At 56.0% G+C, this 11,319-nt stretch carries 4 protein-coding genes and 1 pseudogene; 3 read left to right on the forward strand and 2 right to left on the reverse strand.

Translation table 11 applies throughout. The annotated features are described in order from the left end of the window. The 3 genes from KW849_RS30835 to KW849_RS30845 all read left to right on the forward strand — a co-directional run. Positions 1 to 3,992 (forward strand): S-layer family protein (locus KW849_RS30835; protein WP_218433878.1); only part of this gene is annotated, 3,992 nt, incomplete at its 5' end. Between the two features lie 271 nt (positions 3,993 to 4,263). Next, positions 4,264 to 6,249 (forward strand): hypothetical protein, encoded by a 1,986-nt coding sequence (locus KW849_RS30840; protein WP_218433879.1) that lies wholly within the window; start codon positions 4,264 to 4,266, stop codon positions 6,247 to 6,249. 199 nt (positions 6,250 to 6,448) lie between these two features. Further along, entirely contained in the window at positions 6,449 to 8,728 is a 2,280-nt protein-coding gene (locus tag KW849_RS30845; protein ID WP_218433880.1) for an autotransporter outer membrane beta-barrel domain-containing protein, read from the forward strand. A gap of 62 nt (positions 8,729 to 8,790) precedes the next feature. On the opposite strand, the gene KW849_RS30850 is transcribed toward KW849_RS30845, so the two are convergent. Next, positions 8,791 to 10,293, reverse strand: a complete 1,503-nt coding sequence (locus tag KW849_RS30850) for a hypothetical protein (RefSeq protein ID WP_218433881.1) — start codon at positions 10,291 to 10,293, stop codon at positions 8,791 to 8,793. Between the two features lie 273 nt (positions 10,294 to 10,566). Then, positions 10,567 to 10,871 (reverse strand): annotated as a pseudogene (locus KW849_RS30855) (transposase); the annotation flags it as partial. Between the last annotated feature and the right edge of the window lie 448 nt (positions 10,872 to 11,319).

Here is an 11,319-nt window from a genome sequence, read left to right on the forward strand (position 1 = left end):
GCACCACCGCCACGGGCAGCCTCGACGTGAACATCGTCGACGACCTGCCCAGTGGCGTGGACGACAGCCATGCCGGTACCGCCTCGGAAACCCTGCTAACCCTCAGCGGCAATGTGTTGAGCAACGATGTGCAAGGCGCCGACCGCGTAACGCTCGGGGAAAACGCCGGGCCGATCACCCCCGGGACCTTCACCGGGACCTACGGCACCCTGGTGCTGAATGCCAACGGCACCTACACCTACACGCTGAACACCAGCGATGCCGATTTCATAGCCCTGCACGGTGGTGGCGACGGCACCGAAACCTTCACCTATACGCTGACGGACGCCGATGGCGACAGCAGTACCGCCAACCTGGTGCTGCAGATCCACAACAACGATGACTCGACCACAATCGGCGGATTGAACGTTGGCGGCGGCGAGCTGACCGTCTTCGAGAAAAACCTCAGCGACGGCAGCAACCCCGACGCACCGGCGCTGACCCAGAACGGCACCTTCACCGTCACCGCCCTCGATGGCCTGCAAACCCTGACCGTGGGCGGCATCGCCGTGGTCAGCGGTGGTGTGGTTACAGGCTTCCCGCAAACCGCCGTCACGCCACTGGGCAGCACCCTGACCATCACCGGGTTCGTCGCCGCCACCGGGGTGATCAGCTACAGCTACACCCTCAACGATAACGAAGCCCATCCAACGGCCAGCGGCGCCAACAGCCTGACCGAGAACTTCAACGTCGTGGCCACCGATACGGACGGCGACAGTGCGACCGGGCAGATCAACGTCAACATAATCGATGACCTGCCGAGCGCCAAACCTGACTCGTCGTCGGTGACGGAGGGTGGAACGGTCAACATCAGTGTGCTGGGCAACGACATCAGCGGCGCCGATGGTCCGGCGACGGTGGTCGGCGTACGCGCCGGCAGCAATACCTCGACGTCGGCCATCGGCGGGCTCGGCAATCAGATCAACGGCACCTACGGTTACCTGACCCTCGATGCCAACGGCAACGCGGTGTATCACAGCAACCCGGGTTCGGTCGGCGATGCGGGGGCGACCGATACGTTCACCTATACCGTGCGCGACTCCGATGGCGATGAAAGCACCACCATCATCACTATCGACGTGGCCAACAGCATCATCAAGGCCAACCCCGACAGCGACGTGACGGTCTACGAAAAAGCCCTCGACCTGAGCAAGGACGGCCAGGACCTGACCGCCGCTACGGTCACCGGCAGCGACCCGGGCAACACCGGCGAAACCGCGTCCGGGACCCTGGTCGGTTCTGTATCGGGTGCCAGTGGCGCGGTCACCTACACCCTGGTCGGCAGCGCCACCGGCACCTACGGGCAAATCCTGCTCAACCCCGACGGCAGCTACACCTACACTCTGACCTCGGCTCCGAAAACCTCGCCGAACGCCAACGACGGGCCGAACAGCCTGAGTGAAAGCTTCACCTACAAGGCCACCGATGCGCTGGGTAATAGCAGTACGAGCACCATCGTGGTCAACATTGTCGATGACGTGCCCAGGGCGGTGGCAACGGATCGCTCGGTGGCGGCGGTGGAGATCGATTCCAACCTGCTGATCGTGCTCGACGTCTCCGGCAGCATGGCCGACCCTTCCGGCGTGTCGAACCTGTCGCGCCTGGATCTGGCCAAGCAGGCCATCAGTGCCTTGCTGGATAAATACGACGACCTGGGCGATGTGAAAGTGCAGCTCGTCACCTTCAGCAGCAGCGCCACCGACATGAGCTCGGTGTGGGTCGATGTCGCGACCGCCAAGACCCTGCTGGCCGGCCTCATCGCGAACGGCGGCACCAACTACGACGCGGCCGTGGTGACCATGCAGACCGCGTTCAACACCTCGGGCAAACTCACCGGGGCGCAAAACGTCGGCTACTTCTTCTCCGACGGCAAGCCCACCACCGGCCAGGAAATCGGCACCGCCGACGAGACCGCGCTGAAAGCCTTCCTCGATGCCAACGACATCAAGAACTACGCGATCGGCCTGGGCAGTGGCGTGAGCAACGCCAACCTCAATCCACTGGCCTATGACGGCAGCAGCCACACCGACACCAATGCGGTAATAGTGACCGACCTCAACCAGCTCAACTCGGTGCTGTCCGGCACCGTGATCGGCGCACCGGTCACCGGTTCGCTGCTGGGCGAGGGCGGTACCTTCGGTGCCGATGGCGGCTTCATCAAAACCGTCACGGTGGATGGCACCACGTACACCTACGATCCGAGCGGCAACAGCAATCAGGGCTCGCTGAGCTTCAGTGGTGGGCTCAACCACGGCACGTTCAACACCGTGGACAACACGTTGAGCATTGCCACCAACAACAGCGGTAACTTGCAGATCAATCTCGACACCGGTGAATACGCCTACATTTCGCAGAAAACCACGTCGGTGTTGATCACTGAAAATATCGCATTCACCGCCAGCGACAACGACGGCGACCTGGCCAGCGCCACCCTGACGGTCAAAGTCATACCCAATGCACCGCCAGTGGCCGCCGATGATAACGTCATCACCAATGTGCTCTCGGGTACCGTCGTGGTACCGGGCGAACTGTTGCTGGCCAACGACACCGACCCCAATGGCGATCAACTCTCGGCGACACCAACCTCGTTCAACACTGGCTGGATAGCCAAGGGCGCGGACTTCACCGGCACCGGCGCGATCAGTTTCACCGGCACCAATAACAACCCCGCCAACCAGAGTCTGGCGGACGTGCGCAATGCCTTTGCGGCCAACACGGCGACCATGACGGCGCTGCTGGTGATCAGTGGCTATCTGGGCGCCGCGAACAACTCCAATGGCAACAATGAAGACCTCATCACGGTCAAGCTGAAACAAGGCGAGACGCTCAACCTCGATCACAACCTGGATGCCGGGCACGTCACGATGGAGTATTCGCTCAACGGCGGGGCGTTCGTCAGCATCGCCGATGGCGCTACCATCACCGCAAGCGCGGATGGCATCTACCAGATCCACCTGACCAACATCACCAACACCGGTAACGGCAATACGAACGCGGCGGAAGACTATCAGCTGACCATGACCGTCAACTACGCCGGGGCACCCGACGTCACCCCGGACTACCACGGCAGCTACACCGCCAACGACAACCATGGCGGCAGCGACTCGGCCAACCTGACCATCAGCTATCAGGACGGTCACACCCTCACCGGCACCAGCGGGGATGACGTACTGGTGGCAGGCACGGGCAACAACATCATCAATGCCGGCGACGGCAACGATGTGCTGACTGCTGGCTCCGGCAACAACGAGCTGCATGGCGGCGCCGGCAATGATCTGCTCTTCAGCGGCCCAGGCAATGACACCCTCGACGGCGGTACGGGCATCGACACGGCCAGTTACGCCCATGCCAGCGCCGGAGTGACGGTCGACCTCAACCTGCTCGCTGCGCAGAACACCCTGGGCGCGGGCTCGGACACCCTGACCGGTATCGAAAACCTCACAGGTTCGAACTTCAACGACATCCTGACCGGTGACAACAACAGCAACGTGATCAACGGCGGCCTGGGCCACGACATCCTCAACGGCGGGGGTGGCGATGACTGGCTGATCGGTGGCCTGGGCAATAACACCCTCACCGGCGGAACGGGGGCCGACACCTTCCAGTGGCTCAAGGGCAACAGCGGCCATGACGTGATCACCGACTTTACCCCCGGCACCGACAAGCTCGACCTGTCGCAGCTGCTGCAAGGGGAGAGCAGCACCACGGCTTCACTGGATGACTACCTGCACTTCACCGTCACCGGCAGCGGGCCGTCGACGGTGACCAGCATCGACGTCAGCGCCATGGCCGGCGCCGCGCCGAACCAGACCATCGACCTGGCCGGCGTCAACCTGGCCAGCCATTATGGTGTAACGCCGGGGGCGGGTGGGGTGATCGCGGGCGGGCATGACACGGCGACCATTATCAACGGCATGCTCAATGATCATTCGTTGAAGGTGGATACCGTGTGACCTGAAACCTTAAACAACAAAGCCCGCCATCCCTATGTAAGGGATGGCGGGCTTTTTGTTGTGCGTCGTTTAGGGAAGTGCCCGACCAACGGTAGCAAAACCTGTAATTTCTGACAGTAGTCAGTCTTGCGTGACTGGCTTTAAATCAAGACATCGAGATGAGTGAAGCACTCATCAATGTAAGGCGAGTAATCAGTGTCCGCGCTCTTCGTCTGGCATTGCGATAACTGAACGTCAGGGCAATAACGCTCAACATCAAAGGAGTATTAAAATGTCCAAAAAAGAAAGCTTTCCATTTAATGGCAGAGACAGGGCGCAATATCGGGCATTTCGATCAAGTATCCAACTTGTTGATCTGAATGCCCCTGTGCCGGGGGTCGCTAATCCATTTAAACCAGCTTTGATAGCCGATGGCCCGGAATATCTTCCCTATGCTTATTTCAACCAGCCGCTCGACTTCGATATTCCGGAGTTCGCTGATCAACATGATCCATCGGGGCTCATCGTCGTTATTCGAATGACGGTAGATGGAACCGAGGATGCAATTGAGCACAAGTTCGACGAAGAAACGCCTATTACTACAGCGCCGATTCCAATGACGCTTCATCTGGCAAGTAAGGATAGTAGCGGACTGCGAAAAGTCAGTTATACCCTGGATTTTGGTGGTAATCCTGCGACCGTAATTCCACGTGAATATATGGTCGATAAAATTGCGCCAAACCTTGATAAAACGATAGAGTTGCCACAGTCTGTGAAGGATTATGGTATAGGTCCGGAAGACTTTGAGGGGGGCAAGACTGTTCCGCTGACGTACCAGAATTACACAGGCAAAAAACTGGGTGATTTGGTTAAGTGCTTTATTGGACCCAGTAGAGACGTTAAGACAGAAGTCGGGTCTGTCAGGGTTATCGACGCTAATTTAGGCACTCCGATGGTCTTCGGTTTAACTGCTGCGCACGTCAATGGGTTTGACGGGGAATATATTGTTTGGTGCGAAGGGGAAAATTACCCCGGCGTGCCAGCTACGCCTTCGGCACTTACGGATGTTTCGGTGTTCAAGGAGCTTAGGCCGGTTGTTGCAGCACCGCTTTACGTTCCTCAAATCGTAGACGAGGATGACGATACTCTTGAAATACAACAATTTATTGATCGCGTCGGTGCTGGTCTTGAAAATTCGTATCCGAACTTTAGCACTGCGAGGGATAAACTGGTTATATCCATCGATGGGGTAGCGCAGCCAGAGTTCTCTATGGCTGGGTTCCCTTCCGTGCATAACCTCGCTAACTCGGCGCTTGTTGCGCAGGGGCATGGACGAAGACAAGTAGAGTTGGGATACAGAATCAAACGCGGGAACAAGTTTTTTCCAACGGATCCGATTACCAGGCTTGTCTGGCTTGACGTAAGGAAGCCGGCTAATCCGATTGATCCTTCCAACCCCAGTTTTCTGGACCCGAGTTTGTTGGAACCATGGTTTCAGGGGCCGAAAAGCGCTGTGAGGAACAGGTTGACGGCAGCCGATAAACAAGATGGTGGTCTTGTTAAAGGGTTTTTGGAGTTCCATACTCTTTTCAAAAAAGGCGATAAAGCCCGGTTTACGCTAAATGGCCGTCCATCGCCGACTCCGTGGGTTCATCCGCTGGATGACACCGAAGATCCATCAAAACCAATAGAATGGGAACTTCCTTGGTCCTGGCTTAATACGTTGTCAGATGACGATACCACGCAAATTCAGGTCTATGTCGAACATGATCTTAACTTTAATGAGGCGCACTCTCCGGTGGCACTTGGGTTTGTCCGTACTACGCCAATCGTATTGGTAGCGGCCGGATTCAGACATTTACACACAGATCCCAGAAACGGAGTTGTATGCAGTTCGTTGAGAAAGCACCCGACGTTCGGTGTAGTGGGAGTTGTTCGTATTCCTGGCGATACGAGAATGGCAAATCTAGAAGTTACACTGACCTACGGTGGTTACCCGACCAATGAAGCTATTGAAGCGGACATTATTCCTGGATCTAAAGTCGAGGTGCCTTTTACCCCGAATTTAGAGCAGGCCATCAATGGCTTTGATATGTATGTTCCGTATAAATATCTGCTTGCGACACGTATTGGTTGGGGGCGAGCGGACTATACCGTCGTTATCGAGGAGGAGAGCGTTTATACCAAGGGTGACGTTGTCCGGGTCAACATGAGTAGGGGGCAGGATACTTGCGAGCTGGCTGATGTGACCGATCCGACAAGCTTGATCGGCAAGTGAAACCTTGCTGAGTGCATCCCGTATATCCGGTGTCGATGCACCGGGTATACGTTCTTTTTTTGTTTAAAGCCTGTATCGGTTTTTTCTTACGCGATCAGAGATTAATCCTACATTTTTTTGTAGGAGGTCTCTGTATCGTCCGCAGCTCTCAACGTTCTCCGCTTCTTTGCAGGAGACAAGAAGACGAAAGGACAAACCCATGAGCTTCGACAACCCAATCTCAAATAAACCCGCGACCGTAACTATATTCAAAGTGCTGACATTGTTGCCAGCATTTTTTTTGGCAAGCCCTTCAGCCATGGCGGCGATCATTATCGGCGCAGGCCAAAACGAGACGATAGGTCCGGCAGATCCACTTAGTGACTATGTAGTGGAAAATGGCGGCGTACTCAATGCCGTGGGTGCAACGACTCAAAGTTTGACCATCCAGACCGGGTCGACCTTGAATATCGACGGCGCCATCGTCAGCGGCAACAGGGGCTCTCACGGAATTTTGGTGAGTGAAAGTCAGGCCACCCTCCGATCGGCGACTGTCACTGCTGACACCCGTGCGCTATGGGTCAGTCGACCGAACTCAGCCACTCAAGGCTCGACTGTCACCGTAACCGACAGCACATTCCACGGTGGTGAGACGGGGGCGCTGGCCACCGGTCTGAGTACATTGACGCTGGTAAACAGCGAACTCAGAGGCACCAATGCCGGCAGCGTCGGCCTGGACAGTCGCGGCGGTGATGTACGTGCACTGGCGGGCACGCTGATCAGCGGCGACAGCGCAGGTGTACGGATGACCAATGACGCCGGCGGCCAGGGCACCAATACATTGTTGCTGGACAACTCCACCGTAGAAGGTCGCAGCGGGCCGGCGATCCTGGTGGAACGCGGCGTCCAAGGCGCGACGATTCAGGTGCAGAACAACAGTGTTCTGCGGGCGGCTGATGGGACTCTGTTGAAAGTACAAGGCGGCTCCACCGCGGCGATGAATGTCGTCGGCAGTGCGTTGGAGGGCAACGTGCAGGTCCTGCAGAACAGTAGCGTCGACCTCTCGTTCAACGGGGCCTCGATGGTGGGGGACATCCTGCGTGAAAACGGCTCCACCGCCAGTGCCACCATGAACATTGGCTCATCGTTCACCGGGCGCTTGAATAACAGCAACCTGACGCTCAACCAGTCGAGCCTGACCATGGTCGACAATGACAGCATCGACAATTTGTCGATGAACGACGGTCTCGTCAATTTCGGTGCGCCTGGCGCGCAGCGTGCGAATCGTCAGCTCGAAGTCGGTACGCTTGCCGGCAACGGCATCATTGCCATGCAGGGCAATTTCCAGACCGGTGAAAGCGACTTGCTGAAAGCCGATACGGCGACCGGCAGCTACGAATTGGATGTCAATGCTTCGGGCAAGGACGCGACGTCTCCTCAACAGTTGACGCTGGTGCAGATCGCCAATAACCAGGCAGCTTTTGCTTTGCTGGGAGGCCGGGTCGATGTGGGGACATTTGAGTACGATTTGGCCGAAAGGACCAACGCAACGGGCGACACTGAGTATTACCTGAACCCTACCACCCGGCTCACGCCCGGTGCGCAATCGCTGGCGGCCCTGTTTCAGACAGCCCTTACCGTGTCGTATGGCGAGTTGAAGTCGCTGGAAAACCGCATGAGCGAGTTGCAGGCGGACGATAGGCGCCATGGTCTGTGGGTACGGTCGTATGGCAACAAGTGGAACGTTGACGACGGTTCGTCGGGTGTGGGTTATCGTCAACAGCAGCAGGGTTTCACTATGGGCGCCGACACCCGGCTGGGTGACAGTCCCTGGACGGTCGGTATGCTGGCGGGTTACAGCAAGTCCGATCTGGATCTCAATGGCGGCACCTCGGCCGAGGTCAACAGTTACTACTTCGGCCCCTATTTTGGCTGGCTGAATCGCGACACTGGCTACTATGTTGATGGCGCCCTGAAGTTCAACCATTTCCGCAATGAGTCCAAAGTCAGGATGAGCGATGGCAAGCGTGCCGAAGGCGATTACAGCAACTCGGCGGTGAGTGCGATCGTAGAAGGCGGCCGAAATTTTGACCTCGGGGATGGCTGGTTCGCCAAACCTTCTGCCCAGGTATCCGCGGCAGTCATCCAGGGCAAGAACTATCACCTGGACAACGACATGGAAGCCGAAGGTGACCGCACGCACTCGTTGCGCACAAAGCTGGGCGTCATGGCCGGTCGAAGCATCGACCTGGGTAATACTCAGCTGCGTCCATACGGGCGGGTAGCGGTAGTCCATGAATTTGCATCGAACGACAACAACGTGCGGGTCAATGGAAACTCGATCAATACCAACCTTGCGGGCACCGGTTTTGAAGCCGGTGTCGGGTTGACAGCTTCGTGGTCTGAGAATTTGCGTTTTGATGTCGGTGTCGATTATGCCAAGGGCAAAAATATCGAACAGCCCGTGGCCGTCACCTTTGGCGTGAACTACCAATTTTAAAATGTGAGAAACAAAAAAACCGCTATATAAGCGGTTTTTTTGTTCTGTTTGCTGCGAGTTTTTTAGCTTTTGGAAGGGGCTCGGGCAACGACGGTCCATTTATTGGACTCAGCCTTTTCATCTTCCGTCAGGGCACTAATTTCATAGGTGCTCCCGACTGTCAATTCATTTTGGAGTGAGGCCCATCTACCCTCAGCGTTGGTGAGCTCTGATTGTGGTTGGATAACACCATTGAGCTTGATCTTGACCACACTGTTCGGCGTATGGAAGCCCCTGGCAACAAACCAGCTCGCGTTTAAGTCGCCGCCATCAGCAATTACCCTCCCGTCGACATCATAAATACGGGTTTGTGTTGGTGCGGTGGTGGCTGCTTCCACGGTAATCGTGTAGGGCCCGGCGTTGCCGCCACCTGTGTATTTTGCGGTGACGGTGAAGGCGTAGGTGTCATCAGTCAGCAGGCCAGTAGGATGTCTGTAGCGACCGGTTACAGGATCCACAGTCGCTTCACCCAGCGTTTCACCCTTTTTGAATACTTCAACCTTCGCACCCTTTTCACCCTCGCCTTCCACAAACAGGGAGGTCTCGGTTGTCGTGGAATTATCTGGAATCACGGTGCCGGCAGCGTTGGTGATTTTGTCGAGGGTTACCGGCTTTTTGATAGCTTCCACGGTAACCGTGTAGGGCCCAGCCTCGCCGCCACCTGTGTATTTTGCTGTGACGGTGAAGGCGTAGGTGTCATCGGTCAGCAGGCCGGTAGGATGTCTGTAGCGACCGGTTACAGGATCCACAGTCGCTTCACCCAGCGTTTCACCCTTTTTGAATACTTCAACCTTCGCACCCTTTTCACCTTCGCCTTCCACAAACAGGGAGGTCTCGGTTGTCGTGGAATTATCTGGAATCACGGTGCCGGCAGCGTTGGTGATTTTGTCGAGGGTTACCGGCTCGATACCTTCCTCAATCACCGTGAACCTGAAAGGGGGCGTCGACACGTTTCCATTGGGGGCCTTGACCGTGATGATGTAAGGGCCTGGTGCCAGATCTTCCAATTTGAAAGTGCATACTCCGCAAGCATTGGTTAGCTCCGTTTTGAGTGGAATATCGCCATTAAACGCTTCGGCATCCTGGTTCGGGATCGAACTGCCGTTGATGGTGACTTCTGTAGCGCTGATGGTGTCATTGTCCTCAATCTGCTCTCCATCGGCGTGTACCGAGTTGATGATTGGCGTGTTGGTAGCCACGGTAAACCTTCTGTTTGGCGACACAGGTTGGTCAGCCCATCGGCCTTCAGCGAACACGCTGTAGCAATCGAACTTCGGCGCATCGAGCAGCCGTGTCTCCCATTCGCCGGCACTATCACTGGTCGCTTCATCTAGTTTGTCATTACCGTTCATTATCCAGACTAAGCTGTTCCGTTCGGCGTTGATGCCGCTAATCTTGAAGGATGTTTGATAGGTAATTTTGTTAATGATGGATACGTTGTTTGGATCAACAATGTTACTGATCGTTAACTGATTTGCATCATCGTCGGGGGTAAGCAATGAACTGTTCGAGGGGGTAACGGCCATGGTCATGACTCCGGTTGGTCAAGGGAACAGAGTGATTTAAGGCCTTGAACAGTTGATTGACTACTGTCAGAAATAACAGGATGGGCTGGATTTCCGATGAGTGGAGCTCTCTGCTGGGGAAGTGCTTTACAAAACACCACAATGTTTCCGCGTTTTATTTCGATTGGTTCTGGATGACTGATATTTCTGACAGGTCTCTTTCATGTGGGTTGTCCGTATCGTCAGGCGGTCGGTACTTCAACCTCAACGCGATAAAAGGTGACTGCCATGACACTGAACGAAGACCCGACACGTTGCACTGAACGCTTGTTTGTTGTCCTTGCGAAAGTCAGCAATGGTCTTGAAATCGGGTTTGAGGCGGTTGAGTAACCACATGACTTCGATGTTGCGCTGGCATTCGGCTTCAAGGGGCGGCCTGTGCTTTTGGGCACAGCCTTGTCGAACCCCAAGCGTATGAGATCGAGCTTGGCAACGAAGGCATCAATCACGCGAACGAGGTGATCCTCAGGGATTAAATCCTCCAGCGAAACCGGAAAAAGGCTGGTCTGATCGCGCGCTTGACCTTGGATGTAAGCCATGACAAAAAAATGGTTCTTCACGGAATTCCGGGGGAACACATATAACGAAATATCTGTAGGGGCTGCCGAAGGTCCGAACGCGGACCGAGCCTTCGGCAGCTCCTACATGGGTCCGCTGCGACCGTCATTTTGCGCGTGTACGCAAAACCCGTAGGAGCTGCCGCAGGCTGCGATCTTTTGACTTTTAATGCCTGCGCAACCACTCGATAAACAGCGCAAATGCTCGCGAAAGCGGTGGGGATATGGTTGCTTTTGCCCTGGAAACATTGGGATGAAACGGGCCTTTCTGGCCCGTTTTCCATTACGTGCGCCATGCCTGGCGCACGCATAAAAATCTATGGTCACCCCCATTTTTGCAATACTGATTAATGGGTGAAGTGGTTGGCTTGCTTAAATCTATCCGGCGTCTATCTGGGGCATGCCCCGCGCCACGATGAGAGTCGCGCCT

The sequence above is a fragment of the Pseudomonas sp. PDM26 genome (assembly GCF_019219185.1).
Lineage (GTDB): Bacteria > Pseudomonadota > Gammaproteobacteria > Pseudomonadales > Pseudomonadaceae > Aquipseudomonas.

Bases quoted from the DNA above. Each gene is read 5' to 3' on its own strand.
- KW849_RS30840 (WP_218433879.1), top strand. From the start codon at position 4,264: ATGTCCAAAAAAGAAAGCTTTCCATTTAATGGCAGAGACAGGGCGCAA.
- KW849_RS30850 (WP_218433881.1), bottom strand. From the start codon at position 10,293: ATGGCCGTTACCCCCTCGAACAGTTCATTGCTTACCCCCGACGATGAT.
- KW849_RS30845 (WP_218433880.1), top strand. From the start codon at position 6,449: ATGAGCTTCGACAACCCAATCTCAAATAAACCCGCGACCGTAACTATA.